The organism is Enterobacter asburiae (genome assembly GCF_007035645.1).
Lineage (GTDB): Bacteria > Pseudomonadota > Gammaproteobacteria > Enterobacterales > Enterobacteriaceae > Enterobacter > Enterobacter asburiae_B.
The window spans coordinates 1,999,639-2,015,573 of the sequence record NZ_AP019632.1; the positions used below are offsets into that span (position 1 = coordinate 1,999,639).

The following is a 15,935-nucleotide window of genomic DNA, read 5'->3' on the forward strand; positions in this document are numbered from 1 at the left end:
ACGGCACTTTTTCGCGGAGGCTGTGTCTTATTGTGCTAAAGATATCTAATAGCGAGCTCAAAGGGATTTCACCCGCGGAGATAAAATGCACAAAAATACGCTGATCCTTGTTGTTGAAGATGAAGACGAAATCGCCGATATACTGATGAGCTACCTGGAGCGTTCGGGAATGAAAACGCTCCGAGCCAGGCAGGGCGAACAGGCCATAGCGCTCGATCGCCTCCATAAACCGGATCTCATATTGCTGGACATTCACCTGCCCGTATGTGACGGCTGGAGCGTACTTACCACGCTTCGTCAGGAAAGTGCTGTCCCCGTCATTATGGTTTCCGCTCTCGATCAGGATGTCGATAAGCTCATGGGGCTGAGGCTGGGCGCGGATGATTACGTGATCAAACCTTTCAACCCTTCTGAAGTTGTCGCCCGGGTTGAGGCGGTGCTGCGCAGGACAAAACCCGCGCTTCAGCAGGCGGGTTCCCAGCCGCTCAGAACGCCCTTTATTACGGTCTATCCGGATGACTTCTACGTGGAAGTCACCGTGGGCGCAGAGGTTGTCTCCCCGGTATTAACGACGACCGAATTTAAATTGCTCACATACCTGGTGAGATATCCGCGAAAGGTCTGCTCCCGCGAAGAGCTGCTCAACGCGTGTCTGCCGGAAGGGGATACGCTCGACAGAACGGTCGACAGCCATATGAGCAAGTTGCGTAAAAAACTGGAGCTTGCCGGCCTCTATGGTGTTCCCGAGAGCATCAGAGGCATGGGCTACCGGCTTGGGGAAAAGAAATGAACAAAGAGTCTGTTCTGAGCCGTCAGATCTTAACGTATATGCTGTTGCTGACGTTTACGATCATTGCCATCGCCATACTCGGCTCCTGGTTTTTTTACTCCTTTATTCTGGATCAACTCCCGGGCGGCCCTGCTGCGGGCGATGACGAGCAGATGACGATGTGGGACTGGGTATGGATTGGGACCGCGACTACGATCAGTATGATTATTGCCCTCTTTTTCACGGTCAAACTGTCATCGCGGATCCTCACCCCGCTAAACGCGGTAGCGTCCAGCCTGAAAAAGATTTCTCAGGGCGATCTGGATGCCCGGGCATTCTGCGCCAGTTCCCGGCTGGGTGAGATCAATCACCTGGTGACGGATTTCAATGAAATGGCGGAAAAATTACAGACGCTGGATATTCAGAGAAAATCCTGGAATGCCGCTATTGCGCATGAGCTGAGAACCCCGGTCACGATCTTACGCGGACGGCTTCAGGGGTTGGTTGACGGCGTTTTTACCCCGGATCCGGTGCTGTTTAATAATCTTCTCAAACAGACGGAAGGGTTAACCCGCCTGATTGAAGATCTCCGGGTTATCAGTTCGGATGGCGGGGCGGGATACACGTTATGCCAGTCAAGAACGGATCTAAAAGGGACAATACAGAACGCACTCGATACGTTCATGCCCGAGTTCAGCCGTAAGGCTTTTACCGTCAATACAGACCTGAGGGAGCAGCAGTGCGTATTCGATCCATTGCGCATCAATCAGTGTTTGACCGTTTTATTTGATAATGCCTTACACTATTCAACCTCGCGCACGCTCATCGTGAAAAATGGCGTTTCTGATAAAGGCAATTTTATCCTTATTCAGGACGGGGGACCGGGCATCCCCAGAGAGTTTCATGATTTCCTGTTTCAGCCCTTTCAGCGCGATAATGGCGCCAGACATGTGAACCCGGAAGGCTGTGGTTTGGGCTTGTCGGTGGTAAAAGCCATCATGCTGGCTCATGGTGGCGATGTTACCTATACCTTATCGACGCAAAACCACTCGATATTTAAACTCACCTGGCCCGACTCGTGAGCTTCAGCGGCAGGTCAAATGTGCCTGCCGGCGATAAATGCCATATTTTTCCTAACTTAGCATCCCACTCCTGCGGGGTAATCGTCAGCTTACCGCGTCTCGGGCTTAAGGTTATTTCGCTGAAATAGATTTCATCTTTTTTTAGCATAAGGTCAACGCGGCAGTAGTCAATTCCATCCGCCAGCTCCTGGGAGGCCAACAAAGCCTGGCGGAATAAGAGCGGTTCGCATGGTTCTGCTGAAGTATTTGGATATTCCATCCGGAAGGGTTGTAAGTTCCAGTACCTGTCATAAACGTTGATAAACCCTTTGCCGTTATCATCCGTAAAATCCGCTTCTACATAGTGGGCAACGCCGTGAAAACAATGGATCCTCAGCATTTCGGGCGTTGTATTCCTGTCAGCGTCGTCGAAGAGATCGATAAACGGCTCGCAAAGTATACTCGGCGTAATGTTTTTGTACTGCCATTCGCGCGTGGTGTAGTAAAGATTTTTCTTTAACGCGAGGCTCAGCTTTTTACACGCTTCTTTTTCATTAAATTGCGCTTTGTTTGTACATATTATTGTGCTGCCGCTGTCATGGTTGCACTTAAGGACGAATTTGTCAGGAAGAACTGAAAAATCAATCTGCGACGGCCGGGTATAAACGCCAATTAATGGCACCGTTTTCACGCGCGTTGTTCTGGAGGAAACGTATGCCCGAACGGCGAGTTTATCGGCAAGCATCGTGTAGAAGTTATTATGGTCATAGACCAGCCGATGGCATATTTTTTCACTCAACGTCGTGGGCGAGTTAATGTCAGGGGTTTCCCCAGTTGTTTTCTTAAGCCTCACGGTATGAAAATGCAGGTCCGTCATTAAAAATGAGCGGCATTTTCTGATGAGATACTCTGTGTATTTTAAAACGTAAGTGGCGGTGTTCATTTCTTCTCCTCCGTAATGTCCGGATATTCTGGAGAAGAACTGTTGATTGATATTGCTTAAAATATGGAGCAGGGATGGAGACGAAAAATTAAAGGATTAAATAGCGCACGCAGGCTATTTAATCCTTAATTTAGTGGGGCAATTTGTGTTGAGCGTCGCGCTTAGCGGTCTTTTCTCCACGCATCGGCGGTCAATGCTTCACCAAAATGACCGGCAATCAGTCGTTTTGTCAGCTCATGAAGCGGGGAGGCCATCACATCCGCCGTGCTGCCGCGCTCGACAACTTCGCCCTGGTGCATGACCATCACCTGATCGCTGATGTGCTTCATCATTCCCAGATGCTGGGTGACGTAGATATACGAGATCCCCTGTTTTTCCTGCAATTCCAGCATCAGGTTAATCAGCTGCGAGCGCATCGACATATCCAGCGAGGCAAGCGCTTCATCCGCAATGATCACTTTTGGCCGCAAAATCAACGCACGCGCCAGGCCCAGACGCTGTTTCTGGCCGGGGGCCAGCATATGCGGGTAGTAGCTTTCGTGATCCGGCAACAGCCCAACCATACGCAGGGTTTCAAATACGCGCTTACGGCGCGCCTCCGGCTCCAGGTCGGTGTTCAGACGCAGCGGAAAATCGAGGATCTGCGAAATGCGCTGGCGCGGGTTAAGCGAGGTCGAGGGATCCTGGAAAATCATGCGGATGCGCTGGCTGCGGAAAGAGTAATCGCCGAACGTCAGAGGATGATCGTCAATCAACACTTCGCCTGCAGTCGGTTCAACCATGCCGGCGAGCATTTTCGCCAAGGTGGATTTCCCGGAACCGTTCTCGCCGATGATCGCCAGGGTCTGTTTTTCACGCAGCGTAAAGCTCAGCGGCTTCACCGCGTCGACAGTTTGACGATGAAACAGCCCCGTACGGTAGCGAAAGGTCTTACTCAGGTTGCGAACTTCCAGTAAGGTTTCGACCATTTCACTCTCTCTCCATGTTCAGCGGGAAATGACAGGCGTACAGATGATTCTTGGCCCCGGTCAGGCGTGGCGTCTCGATACATTTACGCTGAGCATATGGGCACCTTGGCCCCAGACGACAGCCTATCGGCAGGGATTCCAGCAGCGGAATCGCCCCCGGCAGGGTATTCAGGCGGCTCTTATGCGGCATCGCGCTGCCAAAATCCGGAATGGCGCGGATAAGCGCCTGCGTATACGGATGATGCGGCGCGCCGATCAGATCTTCACTCGGCGCGGTTTCGACCGTTTGCCCGCAGTACATGACGTCAATTTTATCCGCCCATTTGCTGAGCATTTGCAGGTCATGGCTGATCAGCAAAATGGTGGTGTTGTTATTCTGGTTGAGACGCGACAGCAGGCGGAAAATTTGCGCCTGCGTGGTGGGTTCCATCGCGTTGGTGGGCTCATCCGCAATCAGCAAACGCGGCTGATTTGCCAGCGCGATGGCAATCATCACTTTCTGACATTCGCCGTCGGTCAGCTCATAAGGGAAGCTGCGCATCGCGTCTTTGTGATCTTTGATCCCGACGCGGTGTAAAAGCTCGATGGCGCGGCGCTTGCGCCAGCCAACGCGTTGCCACCAGCGGCCTTTATAGGTCCAGCCGGGAATGTTCTGCATGAGCTGTTTACCCACGCGTTCGGACGGGTCGAGACAGGACTGCGGCTCCTGGAAAATCATCGAGACGTTATGCCCGACAAGCTTTCTCCGCTCGCGGGGGGAGAGACGCAGCAGATCGATATCGTCAAAACGCATACGGTCTGCCGTCACGCGCCAGTTGTCTTTCGCCACGCCGCAGATAGCCTTGGCAATCAGGCTTTTTCCCGAGCCGGATTCCCCCACCAGCCCGCGTATTTCACCCTCTGCAAGGGTGATACTGATGCGATCGACGGCTTTAACCCAGCCTTCACCGGTTTTGAATTCGATGGTGAGGTTGCGAATATCAAGAAGCGGCATTATTGCACCCCCGCGTTAATTGCACGGCGAATACCGTCGCCCAGCAGGTTGATAAGCAGCACGCTCACCATAATGGCCGCCCCCGGCAGCATGACCGTCCAGGGTGCCACGTAGATCAACTCCAGCGCGTCGCCGAGCATTGCACCCCATTCGGGCGACGGCAGCTGTGCACCGAGGTCGAGAAAGCCGAGCGCCGCGATGTCCAGAATCGCCATCGACAGGGCGCGGGTGATCTCTGTGACCAGCCCGGCGGCGATGTTGGGCAGCACGGCAAACCACAGAATGTTGAAGGTCGTCGCGCCGTCCAGACGCGCGGCGACGACGTACTCTTTTTCCAGCTCATCATGCACCATGCTGTAAACCGAGCGCACGATGCGGGGCAGGATAGCCAGCCAGACGGCGAACATGGCATGCGACAGGTGCGGACCGGCAAAGGCAACAACAATGATTGCCAGCAGCAGGGACGGAATCGACAGCAGCGTATCCAGAATGTGGTTAAGGACCGCCGAACGCAGGCCATGGGTGGATCCCGCAAAAATACCGAGCGCCAGCCCGCAGATCGTAGCCGCGAGCGTCACCACAAATGCGCCGCCCACCGTCGGGGCTGCACCGCTCAACAGGCGGCTCAACACGTCACGTCCGAGGTCGTCCGTTCCCAGGAAGAAAGAGACTTCACCGTAGCGCGACCAGGACGGTGGCAGCAGCTGATAGCCAAGGAACTGCTGGTCGATGCCGTACGGCGCAAACCACGAGCCAAAGACGCAAAGCAACACCAGTCCGGCGCAGCCGTAAAGGCCGATCATCGCCGTGGTGTCACCATAGAATTTACGCCACACGGTACGCAGCACGCCGGGCGTGCGCTTTTCACTGTATACGCTATCGTAAGGCATACCATTCCTTATGCTTCAATGGGTTAGCCATGGCACCCAGAATATCGGACAACACGTTAACAATAATCACCAGCGAACCAATCACCATCACGCCCGCAGAAATAGCGGCGTAGTCCTGCTGGCGGATGGCGTTAATCAGCCATCGCCCCAGGCCTGGCCAGCTAAAGACCATCTCGGTAATCATCGCCAGCGTCAGCATGGTGGAAAACTGTAATCCCAGACGCGGAATAACCGGCGGCAGCGCGTTGTGCAGGACGTTGCGGCGCAGTATGGTCAGGCGTGACAACCCGCGCGTGGCCGCGGCTTTGACGTAGTTCTGGTCAAACACCTCGATAGTGCTCAGGCGCATCAGGCGGATCACTTCGGTTGTTGGCGCAACCGCCAGCGTCAGAACCGGCAATACCATATGGCGCACGGCGCTGACGATCATCTCATGGCGCCACACCGAATCGGACAGCCACGCATCAATGATGGCAAAACCCGTCACCGTTTTAACCGTATAGAGCAGGTCAAAACGACCTGAAACCGGCAGCCAGCCCATCGTCAGCGAGAAGAACAGCGTCAGCAGCAGCGCCAGCCAGAATACCGGGATGGAGAAGCCGAACAGGGCGAGGGCGCTGATAAACTTATCCTGCCATTTATTGCGATAGATCCCGGCCAGCATGCCCACGGGGATCCCGACCATCAGGGCAAAGCCGAAGGCCAGAATACACAGCTCCATCGTGGCCGGGAAAACCTCTTTCAGCTGCTGAGAAATCAGCTGCCCGTTAATGCTGGACACGCCGAAATCCCAGTGCAGCAGCCCGTTAAACCAGAACAGCCAGGCATCCCACAGCGACGACCCCTGGAGCGGGGCGTGGGGCGTGAAATAGCTCAGGCTGAAGCCGACAAAGTTCAGGAAAAAGAGCGTCACCAGCAGCAAAAGGAGCCGACGTAAGGTAAAAATAATCATGGTTTTTTCACCTCTTGTTCTTTTTCACGCGACACGCCGGCGAACGAGGCGTTGCCGAACGGACTCAGCACCAGGCCTTTAATATCGTAACGATAGGCCTGAAGACGCAGGGAAGAGGCCAGCGGCAGCACCGGCAGTTCCTGGGCAAGGATCTTCTGCGCTTCATCATAGGCGTCGATGCGTGAGGCCAGCTGCTGGGAAGCCAGCGCTTTTTGCAGCACGGCGTCAAACTCCCGGTTACACCAGTGGGCGTAGTTGGTCTGCGAATTTATCGCCGCACAGCTCAGGAGCGGCCGGAAGAAACTGTCCGGATCGTTACTGTCGGTCGCCCAGCCGGTCAGGGTTAAATCATGATTCATGTCCATCAGGCGCGCCTCCTGGAAACGGCCCTCAACCGGTACGATGATCACTTTGACGCCCACCTGCGCCATATCTGCCTGCAGCAGTTCGGCGGTCTTAAGCGGGCTCGGGTTCCACGCCTGGGAGCTGGTTGGCACCCAAAGCTGCAGCGTGAGGTTTTCCGCCCCCAGCGCCTTCAGCTGTTCACGCGCTTTTGCCGGATTGTATTCCGTAATTTTAGCTTCACCGTCATAGGCCCACGAGGCGCGCGGTAAAATTGAGGCGGCGGTTTCCGCCGTGCCGTAGTAGATCGACTGCATCAAACGCTGGTTGTTAATCGCCAGCGCCAGAGCGTGGCGTACGGCAGGGTTATTCAACGGCGGCTTATCCGTGTTAAAGGCCAGATAAGCGATATTCATGCCGGGGCGTAACGTCAGGCGCAGGCGCGGATCGTCACGCAAAATGGTGAGCTGGCTGGCCGCGGGCCAGGCGAGCACGTCGCACTCCCCGGTGAGCAGTTTCGACAGACGTCCCGTTCCACCTGAACCGAGATCGACCACCACCTGCGGCATCAGCGGGGTGCCGCGCCAGAAATGCTCATGACGCTGCAGACGAATATACTGCCCGGCGCGGTATTCAGCGAGCTGGAACGGACCGGTGCCGACCGGCTGACGATCGAGTAACTCCTGACGATCTTTTTTCGTCAGGGTCGCCGCGTATTCAGCAGACATGACTGACGCATAGTGGGTCGCCAGATGCCAGAGGAAGGAGGCATCCGGGCGCGTCAGCGTAAATTCAACCGTCCGGTTGTCCAGCTTGCGCACGCTCTTGACGGTATCAGCAAACTGCAGGCTGTCGAAATAGGGGAAATTATCCCCGTTAACGTTATGCCACGGGTGGTTGCGGTTAAAGATGCGCTGGAAGGTAAAGACCACGTCATCTGCGTTCAGCCTGCGCGTGGGGGTAAACCAAGGCGTGCGCTGAAACGCGACGTCATCGCGCAGGTTAAAACGGTACGTTGCGCCGTTATCCAGCACTTCCCAGCTTTCCGCCAGCTCAGGCACCAGACGGTAGGTGTATGGGTCAACATCAAGCAGACGGTCGTAAAGCTGCGCGGCCAGGGTATCCACGATCAGGCCGCTGCCCGCTTTTTGCGGGTTGAAGGTATCCACCTGGCCGCTTACGCAATAGACAAAGCCGCTGTCACGAATGTCAGGCTGGGGAGTTTGCCCGGGCGCGGCAAAGGCCAGGCTGCTAAACAGACCGAGTGCTAAAAAGGACGATAAAACCAGACGCATAATTTTTAAGGTTTTTAGGTTCGATCTGCAAAGTGTATCGCACTTACGCCTGCTTCGTAAAAATGTCTGCAGGTAAGTGCTGATATTGTCAGCGCATTTGATGCTTTTTGAGCAATGCCCTTAACTGATGGTAGGTCAGACCCAGCAGTTCAGCCGCCCGTTTCTGGTTATATTTCGCCGTCTTCAGGCTTTGCTCCAGCAGCTGTTTCTCCTGATCGTTCTGGAACTGGCGTAAATCAAGGGGGAGAGTAGGGAGATCGCCTGAAGACGCTGGTGTGGGTAGCGGCGCTGCGCTGCGCTGAAAAGGATCGATAATGATATTGTCCAGCTCCGTCTCGCTGCTGCCGTGGCGATAGACGGAGCGCTCCACGACGTTTTTCAGTTCGCGGATATTTCCCGGCCAGTGGTAAGCCAGCAGCGTCTCCTGCGCATAATCGCTGAAGCCGGGGAACAGCGGCAGTCCGAGCTCTCGGCACATCTGAATCGCAAACTGGTCTGCCAGCAGCATGATGTCGCTTCTGCGCTCGCGCAGGGGTGGAAGCTGAACGACGTCAAAGGCCAGGCGGTCAAGCAGGTCGGCACGGAATTTCTCCTCCGCCACCATCTCCGGCAGGTTGGCGTTCGTGGCGCACACCAGGCGTACGTTAACCTGCAGCGGCTGGCTGCCGCCGACGCGCTCCAGCTCGCCGTACTCAATCACGCGCAGCAGTTTTTCCTGCACCAGCATGGGCGCGGTGGCCAGCTCATCCAGAAACAGCGTACCGCCGTCGGCGCGCTCAAAGCGTCCGGGATGGCGTTTCTGGGCACCGGTAAACGCCCCCGCTTCATGGCCGAAGAGCTCGGTGTCGAGCAGGTTTTCATTCAGCGCCGCGCAGTTAAGGGAAATGAAGGGGCCATCCCAGCGCCCGGAGAGGTAATGCAGACGGTTGGCTATCAGCTCTTTCCCCGTTCCGCGTTCACCGACGATCAGCACCGGTTTATTGAGCGGCGCCAGGCGAGAGACCTGTTCCAGCACTTCGAGAAAGCTGTTTGCTTCGCCGAGTAAATTGTCTTTGTATCCGGGCATGATGAAATTAACCACTCCTTAGCGATATTCACCAGGGAAGAATAGTTCTTCACTGCGTAAAAATCAATCAGACTCAGTGAAATCAATAAGATAAAAACCTGGCATGATGTTTGTATTATCAGTACAGCAGGGCATAGCCCGATAACAGAACTATGAGGATTTGATTATGGGTATTTTTTCTCGTTTTGCCGACATCGTGAACGCCAACATCAACTCACTGCTTGAGAAAGCGGAAGATCCGCAGAAGCTGGTACGTCTGATGATTCAGGAGATGGAAGACACGCTGGTTGAAGTGCGTTCAACCTCCGCCCGCGCGCTGGCGGAGAAAAAACAGCTTACGCGTCGTATTGAACAGGCAACCGCTCAGCTGAACGAATGGCAGGAAAAAGCGGAGCTGGCGCTGCGTAAAGACAAAGAGGATCTGGCCCGTGCGGCGCTGATCGAAAAACAGAAGCTGGCTGATATGGTCGCGACGCTCGAGCATGAAGTGACGCTGGTGGACGACACGCTCACCCGTATGAAGAAAGAGATTGGTGAGCTTGAAAACAAACTGAGCGAAACCCGCGCGCGTCAGCAGGCGCTGACCCTGCGTCACCAGGCGGCAAGCTCCTCCCGCGACGTGCGTCGTCAGCTAGACAGCGGTAAGCTGGATGAAGCGATGGCGCGTTTTGAATCGTTTGAACGTCGTATCGACCACATGGAAGCGGAAGCCGAAAGCCACGGCATCGGCAAGCAGAAGTCGCTGGATCAACAGTTCGCCGATCTGAAGGCTGATGATGAAATCAGCGAGCAGCTGGCGGCACTGAAAGCCAAAATGAAGCAAGACAACCAATAATAATTCCTGCGGCACCTGAGCGTGCCGCATCATAAGACAAGGAGTACACATGAGCGCGCTTTTTCTGGCCATTCCCCTGACAATTTTCGTGCTGTTCGTTTTGCCGATTTGGCTATGGCTGCACTACAGCAACCGTTCTTCTCGGGGCGAACTCTCCCAGAGTGAACAACAGCGTCTGGTACAGCTCTCCGACGAGGCGAACAAAATGCGCGAACGCATTCAGGCGCTGGAAGCCATCCTGGATGCTGAGCATCCAAACTGGAGGGACCGTTAATGTCTGGACTGAATCTGAACAAAAAGCTGTGGCGTATTCCACAGCAGGGCATGGTGCGCGGCGTTTGTGCCGGGCTGGCTCACTATCTTGATGTCCCGGTCAAACTTGTCCGCGTGGTCGCGGTGCTATCGATATTCTTCGGCCTGGCGTTTATTACCCTGGTGGCATACATCGTCCTGTCGTTTGTTCTTGACCCGATGCCAGAAGGAGAATTGGCTGCGGAGGGAGCTCCGACCAGCAGCGATCTTCTCAATGCCGTTGATGAGCAGCTCGCCGCCGGTGAGAAGCGGCTACGGGAAATGGAACGCTATGTCACGTCGGATACCTTTACGCTGAGAAGTCGCTTTCGTCAGCTTTAAGAGAGAGATGAGATGAAACAACACTGGCAACAGGCCGGTCAGAAGGTAAAACCCGGCCTGAAAATCGCAGGTAAACTGGTCCTGCTGACCGCGTTACGGTTCGGCCCGGCAGGCGTGGCGGGTTGGGCGATCAAATCCGTTGCCCGCAAACCGGTCAGAATGGTGCTGGCCGTGGCGCTCGAACCGCTGCTGCAAAAGGTGGCAAAACGGCTTTCTCGCCGTTACTTATCCCAATAATTCCTGCTGGCGTTAGCCCTTTCCCTGACGGGGGAGGGACTGGCGACGGTTAACCGCATTTCCTCTTTTCCCGGTTCTTTCTTTGCGGCAGCTCACAATATTGCGCTGAGCTGCTTTGCAATCACCTTTTTCTCCTTTCTGGTCCGTTGACAGATATTTTTCATGGGAGTAGATTGCCACTCCGTGGGACCGCTACCATGGAAAATGAAATGAATACAAAAATTAAAGAACTCATTAATATTGTTTACGGGGAAACGTTTTCTGACGCCCATCTTAATGTGCTGCTGGAAAATATTGGAAATGCCGCTTCTGTTATTACGGAAAAACGTAAAACGGGTTGGGATGAAAAAGACGTTGTCCTGATTACCTATGCCGATCAGTTTTCAGCGAAAGGGGAGAAGGCGCTACCGGTGTTTACACGTTTTTATAACAGGTGGCTTTCTCGTTCTTTTTCTCATGTTCATCTCTTGCCTTTTTATCCATGGTCTTCGGACGACGGTTTTTCTGTTATCGATTATCACGAGGTTGCACCGGAAACCGGAACGTGGCGAGACGTTGCTGAATTAAAACAGTCAGCCAGTTTAATGTTCGATTTCGTATGCAACCATATGTCAGCCAAAAGCAAATGGTTCGCTAATTATCTGAAGCAAATGCCAGGATATGAAGATTTCTTTATTTCTGTCGATCCTGAAACAGACTTATCCGCGGTGACGCGTCCGCGTGCCTTACCGCTTCTTACGCCTTTCACGCTGCATGACGGCAGCGTGCGACACCTGTGGACCACCTTCAGCGAGGACCAGGTCGATCTCAATTTCGCCTCTCCGCAGGTGCTGATCGCGATGGTCGACGTGCTGCTGCATTACCTGATTGAAGGGGCGCGATACATTCGTCTGGATGCGGTGGGATTCATGTGGAAAATACCCGGAACAAACTGCATCCACCTTGAGCAAACCCACCAGCTCATCCAGCTTTTCCGCGCGATTACCGAGGCTGTCGCCCCTGGAACGGTGATTATTACCGAGACGAACGTTCCGCATAAAGATAACGTTGCTTACTTCGGTGACGGCGAAAATGAAGCGCAGATGGTTTATCAGTTCTCTTTGCCCCCGCTGGTGCTGCATGCGGTGCATTCTCAGGACGTCGGGACGCTGAGCCAGTGGGCAGCGTCGCTGACGTTGCCTTCCACGAAAACCACCTGGTTTAACTTCCTGGCCTCGCATGACGGGATTGGTCTGAATCCGTTACGCGGAATTTTACCCGAGTCGGAAATCCTCTCGCTTGTGGAAAAACTTCAGGCTGAAGGGGCGTTGGTTAACTGGAAAAATAACCCGGATGGTACACGCAGTCCTTATGAAATTAATGTGACCTATCTGGATGCTTTAAGTACGCGTGACAGTCTTGATAGCCAACGGATTGCCCGGTTTATTCTGGCGCATGCCGTCCTTTTAAGCTTCCCCGGCGTGCCTGCGGTTTATATCCAGAGCATTCTCGGTTCACGTAATGATTATGCAGGTGTTGAACGCCTGGGATACAACCGTGCGATTAATCGTGAGAAATACACGGCAGGGCAAATTGATAGCCTGCTTGAAGATAAAAATAGCCTGCGTTCTCAGGTCTATTGCTCGTTAAGCCAGTTAATCACGCTGCGTCGGGCGGAGAAAGCATTCCATCCTGACAGTGAAGCTTATTTCAGTGCGTCAGGTAAATATGTTTTAAAAATCGTTCGCGTGGCGGGTTGTGGTGAGAAAGTAACGGCGCTGTTTAATTTCAGTGACGGCATTCAAACGGTGGAATCCGATATTCATTCCGGAACGGAGTTGATTTCCGGGAAAGATATTACAGATAAAACGCTGACCCTATATCCATGGCAGGTGTTGTGGATTAAAGAAAACTAAAAAGGACCTTAAAAATGAAAATGCCCAGAATTGTGCTGATTTCAGCACTGGTTTCGTGCGCCTTGTTATCAGGATGCAAGGACGACAAAAAGTCTGCTGTCACCATTGAGTTTATGCACTCGTCAGTCGAGCAGGAGCGCCAGGCGGTTATCACGAAGCTTATCGAAAAGTTCGAGAAAGAGAACCCCGGCATCACGGTGAAACAGGTGCCGGTCGAAGAGGATGCCTACAACACCAAGGTTATTACGCTCGCCAGAACGGGCGCGCTGCCAGAGGTGATTGAAGTCAGCCATGACTACGCGAAAGTTATGGACAAGGAACAGCTCCTGGATCGCAAAGCTATCGGCGAAGCCATTAAAGCGGTAGGCGAGGACACCTTCTATGACGGCATCTTGCGTGTTGTTCGTACGGAAGACGGTTCTGCCTGGACGGGAGTGCCAGTCAGCGCCTGGCTATCCGGCGTCTGGTATCACAAAGATGCGCTTGCTGCGGCAGGTATCCAGGAGCCGCATAACTGGGAACAGCTGCTGAAAGCCAGCCAGAGGCTCAATGACCCGACCAAAAAACATTACGGCATTGCGCTGCCCACCGCCGAAAGCGTGATGACGGAGCAGGCATTCTCCCAGTTTGCGCTTTCCGGCGGTGCGAACGTTTTTGATGCCAAAGGGAACGTCGATATCGATACCCCTGAAATGGCAAAAGCCCTGGCGTTTTATAAAGATCTGGCCGCGACTACCATGCCGGGTTCAAACGACGTCATGGAGATCAAAGATGCCTTCATGAACGGTTCTGCGCCGATGGCGGTTTACTCCACCTACATCCTTCCGGCGGTATTCCAGGACGGAAACCCTGCCAACCTGGGCTTCGTCGTCCCAACAGAAACCTCTTCTGCCGTTTACGGCATGGTCACGTCGCTGACGATTACCACCGGTCAAACCGAAGATGAGACTCAGGCGGCTGAAAAGTTTGTGACCTGGATGGAGCAGGCTCAAAACGCAACCGACTGGGTCATGATGTCGCCCGGCGCGGCACTGCCGGTGAACAAGCTGGTGGTGGGCACCGATACCTGGAAAAACAACGATGTGATTAAAGCGTTTGGGCAACTGCCTTACGAACTGATTGCGCAGTTCCCGAATGTGCAGGTATTTGGCGCCGTGGGCGACAAAAACTTCACACGCATGGGCGATGTTACCGGGTCCGGCATCATCAGTTCCATGGTGCATAACGTCACGGTGGGGAAAAAAGATCTCAGCAACACGCTTAGTAACAGCCAGAAGCGTCTGACCGATCTGATTTCACAACGATAGGAGCGCTCTGCGGAAGGAAATTATGAAGACGTTGTTTTCTGGTCGTTCAGATATGCCTTTCGCCATGCTGCTGTTGGCCCCCAGCTTGATTTTGCTGGGGGGCCTGGTGGCCTGGCCAATGATTTCCAATATTGAAATCAGTTTCTTACGTCTGCCGCTTAACCCGCGCATTAGCGCTGTGTTTGTCGGGCTGGATAATTACATTCGCATTCTCAGTGATGCAGCATTCTGGCACTCGCTGTGGATGACGTTCTGGTACACGGCGCTGGTGGTGATCGGCAGCACGGGGTTGGGGCTGGCGGTGGCGATCTTCTTTAACCGTGAATTCCGTCTGCGGAAAACGGCACGTTCACTGGTGATTTTATCCTACGTCACCCCGTCCATTTCGCTGGTGTTTGCATGGAAATACATGTTCAACAACGGCTACGGCATTGTGAACTATCTGGGCGTTGACCTGCTGCATCTGTATGACCAGGCGCCGCTGTGGTTCGACAATCCTGGCAGCAGCTTTGTACTGGTGGTGCTGTTCGCCATCTGGCGCTACTTCCCGTACGCGTTCATTTCGTTCCTCGCGATTTTGCAGACCATTGATAAGTCGCTGTATGAAGCGGCGGAAATGGACGGCGCGAATGCCTGGCAGCGTTTTCGAATCGTTACGCTGCCCGCGATTATGCCGGTGCTGGCAACGGTGGTGACGCTTCGCACTATCTGGATGTTCTACATGTTTGCGGATGTCTACCTGTTGACGACCAAGGTCGATATTTTGGGCGTCTATCTCTACAAAACCGCATTCGCTTTCAACGATTTGGGTAAGGCTGCGGCGATCTCTGTCGTGCTGTTCGTGATCATCTTCGCGGTGATTCTGCTGACCAGAAAAAGGGTAAACCTCAATGGCAACAAATAAACGCGTACTGAGCCGTATTGGTTTTTATCTCGGTCTGGCGGTGTTCCTGGTCATCACGCTGTTCCCGTTCTTCGTGATGCTGATGACGTCGTTTAAGAGTGCGAAAGAGGCGATATCGCTTAACCCGACCATTTTGCCGCAGGCGTGGACGCTGCAGCATTACGTCGACATCTTTAACCCTCTGATTTTCCCGTTCGTGGACTATTTCAAAAACAGCATGGTGGTGTCGCTGACCTCCTCGGTGATTGCCGTATTTCTCGGCACGCTGGGGGCTTACGCCTTGTCCAAACTGCGTTTTAAGGGCCGCACGACGATCAATGCGAGTTTCTACACCGTCTACATGTTCTCCGGAATATTGCTGGTGGTGCCGCTGTTCAAAATCATCACTGCTCTTGGGATCTACGACACCGAGCTGGCGCTGATTATCACCATGGTGACCCAAACGTTACCGACAGCGGTGTTCATGCTGCGCAGCTATTTCGACACCATCCCGGACGAAATCGAAGAAGCCGCGATAATGGACGGCCTGAACCGCCTGCAAATCATCTTCCGCATCACCGTGCCGCTGGCGATTTCCGGGCTCGTGTCGGTGTTTGTCTACTGCTTCATGGTGGCGTGGAACGACTACCTGTTTGCGTCCATTTTCCTGTCCAGCGCCAGCCATTTCACCTTGCCGGTTGGGCTGAACACGCTCTTTAGCACGCCAGATTATATCTGGGGTCGCATGATGGCGGCATCGCTGGTGACGGCGCTTCCGGTGGTCATCATGTACGCCCTGTCTGAACGTTTTATTAAAAGTGGTTTGACCGCCGGTGGCGTGAAGGGCTGAGGCGGCCAATTTTAA

At 53.9% G+C, this 15,935-nt stretch carries 17 protein-coding genes; 10 read left to right on the forward strand and 7 right to left on the reverse strand.

All coding sequences use genetic code 11. The features are described from left to right. The first annotated feature begins 85 nt into the window (after positions 1-85). On the forward strand, positions 86-790 hold the full coding sequence (locus FOY96_RS09480; protein ID WP_143346894.1) for a response regulator: 705 nt from the start codon (positions 86-88) through the stop codon (positions 788-790). Continuing rightward, complete coding sequence (locus tag FOY96_RS09485; protein ID WP_143346895.1) at positions 787-1,851, forward strand: ATP-binding protein; 1,065 nt, start codon at positions 787-789, stop codon at positions 1,849-1,851. Before FOY96_RS09480 ends, FOY96_RS09485 begins: the two co-directional genes overlap by 4 nt. Here FOY96_RS09485 and FOY96_RS09490 read toward each other — a convergent pair. From FOY96_RS09490 to pspF, 7 genes are all read right to left on the reverse strand, one after another. After that, positions 1,832-2,773 (reverse strand): ATP-grasp fold amidoligase family protein, encoded by a 942-nt coding sequence (locus FOY96_RS09490; RefSeq protein ID WP_143346896.1) that lies wholly within the window; start codon positions 2,771-2,773, stop codon positions 1,832-1,834. The genes FOY96_RS09485 and FOY96_RS09490 overlap by 20 nt on opposite strands. 161 nt (positions 2,774-2,934) lie before the next feature. Continuing rightward, positions 2,935-3,741, reverse strand: a complete 807-nt coding sequence (sapF, locus tag FOY96_RS09495) for a putrescine export ABC transporter ATP-binding protein SapF (RefSeq protein ID WP_023312051.1) — start codon at positions 3,739-3,741, stop codon at positions 2,935-2,937. Between the two features lies 1 nt (position 3,742). Further along, positions 3,743-4,735, reverse strand: coding sequence for a putrescine export ABC transporter ATP-binding protein SapD (gene sapD, locus FOY96_RS09500; RefSeq protein WP_033145732.1), 993 nt, complete (start codon positions 4,733-4,735; stop codon positions 3,743-3,745). Beyond that, complete coding sequence (gene sapC, locus FOY96_RS09505; protein WP_032656751.1) at positions 4,735-5,625, reverse strand: putrescine export ABC transporter permease SapC; 891 nt, start codon at positions 5,623-5,625, stop codon at positions 4,735-4,737. Before sapC ends, sapD begins: the two co-directional genes overlap by 1 nt. Then, positions 5,612-6,577 carry a putrescine export ABC transporter permease SapB gene (sapB, locus tag FOY96_RS09510; RefSeq protein ID WP_023312049.1) on the reverse strand — a complete coding sequence of 322 codons (966 nt, stop codon included), beginning with the start codon at positions 6,575-6,577 and terminating at the stop codon, positions 5,612-5,614. Before sapB ends, sapC begins: the two co-directional genes overlap by 14 nt. Beyond that, positions 6,574-8,214: an ABC transporter substrate-binding protein SapA gene (gene sapA, locus FOY96_RS09515; protein WP_143346897.1), complete on the reverse strand. Its 1,641-nt coding sequence runs from the start codon at positions 8,212-8,214 to the stop codon at positions 6,574-6,576. The genes sapB and sapA overlap by 4 nt, the downstream gene beginning before the upstream one ends. An 88-nt stretch (positions 8,215-8,302) precedes the next feature. Beyond that, positions 8,303-9,280: a phage shock protein operon transcriptional activator gene (gene pspF / locus FOY96_RS09520; protein WP_143346898.1), complete on the reverse strand. Its 978-nt coding sequence runs from the start codon at positions 9,278-9,280 to the stop codon at positions 8,303-8,305. Positions 9,281-9,446: 166 nt separating this feature from the next. Between pspF and pspA the strand changes: the two genes are divergently transcribed. The 8 genes from pspA to FOY96_RS09560 all read left to right on the forward strand — a co-directional run bounded on the left by pspA (position 9,447) and on the right by FOY96_RS09560 (position 15,920). Continuing rightward, positions 9,447-10,115 carry a phage shock protein PspA gene (gene pspA / locus FOY96_RS09525; protein WP_029740507.1) on the forward strand — a complete coding sequence of 223 codons (669 nt, stop codon included), beginning with the start codon at positions 9,447-9,449 and terminating at the stop codon, positions 10,113-10,115. 49 nt (positions 10,116-10,164) lie between these two features. Beyond that, entirely contained in the window at positions 10,165-10,389 is a 225-nt protein-coding gene (gene pspB / locus FOY96_RS09530) for an envelope stress response membrane protein PspB (RefSeq protein WP_023312045.1), read from the forward strand. Next, positions 10,389-10,748: an envelope stress response membrane protein PspC gene (gene pspC, locus FOY96_RS09535; protein ID WP_023312044.1), complete on the forward strand. Its 360-nt coding sequence runs from the start codon at positions 10,389-10,391 to the stop codon at positions 10,746-10,748. Before pspB ends, pspC begins: the two co-directional genes overlap by 1 nt. 12 nt (positions 10,749-10,760) lie before the next feature. Next, positions 10,761-10,985: a phage shock protein PspD gene (gene pspD / locus FOY96_RS09540; protein ID WP_023312043.1), complete on the forward strand. Its 225-nt coding sequence runs from the start codon at positions 10,761-10,763 to the stop codon at positions 10,983-10,985. A 197-nt stretch (positions 10,986-11,182) separates the two neighbouring features. Continuing rightward, entirely contained in the window at positions 11,183-12,880 is a 1,698-nt protein-coding gene (locus FOY96_RS09545) for a sugar phosphorylase (RefSeq protein ID WP_143346899.1), read from the forward strand. Positions 12,881-12,894: 14 nt separating this feature from the next. Then, positions 12,895-14,187: an ABC transporter substrate-binding protein gene (locus FOY96_RS09550; protein ID WP_143346900.1), complete on the forward strand. Its 1,293-nt coding sequence runs from the start codon at positions 12,895-12,897 to the stop codon at positions 14,185-14,187. Between the two features lie 22 nt (positions 14,188-14,209). After that, positions 14,210-15,091, forward strand: coding sequence for a carbohydrate ABC transporter permease (locus FOY96_RS09555; RefSeq protein WP_023312040.1), 882 nt, complete (start codon positions 14,210-14,212; stop codon positions 15,089-15,091). Beyond that, complete coding sequence (locus FOY96_RS09560) at positions 15,078-15,920, forward strand: carbohydrate ABC transporter permease (RefSeq protein WP_143346901.1); 843 nt, start codon at positions 15,078-15,080, stop codon at positions 15,918-15,920. Before FOY96_RS09555 ends, FOY96_RS09560 begins: the two co-directional genes overlap by 14 nt. Positions 15,921-15,935: the final 15 nt, after the last annotated feature.